The 795-nt window shown below is 54.3% G+C and carries 1 pseudogene; it reads left to right on the top strand.

Annotated features, from left to right (window positions below):
• Positions 1 to 221: 221 nt before the first annotated feature.
• A pseudogene (locus HBR94_RS28375) lies at positions 222 to 795 on the top strand (HNH endonuclease); the annotation flags it as partial.

Below are 795 nucleotides of genomic sequence, written 5' to 3'. Positions count from 1 at the left end.
CGCAACAGAACAAATCTGTTTGGTTCTGCGGACAAAGTCTGCTGGCTGTCATTCTGTAGCTGCTCCCTTGATGTGTCTGAATCCTGTCAGCACTGCATAGAATCCCAAACTTCACCTTTCACATTGGTATGAGCAGTTTTAAAGGAGTGCGGGTGCATTCTGTGCTCCTGGTTGGGAATGGTTGAACGGCTTCGTCATAGATCAACAGCGGGGGTGTGAAAATGTCGAAAGGAAATCGCCTGTTCCGGGGGCCTGAAAGTCATGCTGCGGAAAAACTATCCAGGGATGCACTAGCGCCATTTCTGAAAGATAGAGGCTACGTTGTCATTGACGACAAGCGAATTCAAACGGGCGTAGCCACGCAACAGTTCATCGTCACCCGCACTCCTGATGGCCAGGTACTGAGTATGCGCGTCCGACTGTGCTGGAGGCGCGATGGACGAAATCCCAACGAGAAGAACTACTCAGCGGCTCAACTGGCGGCGCATCTGCGGTCGGGCGGATGGGATGCGACACTGGAGCACATCACCACCCGAGACACAAAGCGTGGGCTCACTCACAATCTGCTTTTACAGCGTGACGGAGGCGCAATTATCTTTGCCGCGCTCATTCCTATCGAAAGTCTCCACGATATCTGGAACCGCCAGCGAGAAGTCAGCGATGACTTACAACGCCGTGGCTTGAAGGGGCGAGCTCGGAAGAATCACGCACAAAATGGCACTAGCCCGACCCTATGGTTGCAGGATGACCGGACACCTGACGGACACGAGGTCGCCGATGCGCTGTGGCAGTGGC

The organism is Pseudomonas sp. WS 5412 (assembly GCF_012985615.1).
GTDB classification, from domain to species: domain Bacteria; phylum Pseudomonadota; class Gammaproteobacteria; order Pseudomonadales; family Pseudomonadaceae; genus Aquipseudomonas; species Aquipseudomonas shahriarae.
This window is presented reverse-complemented; position numbering and strand designations above follow the sequence as displayed.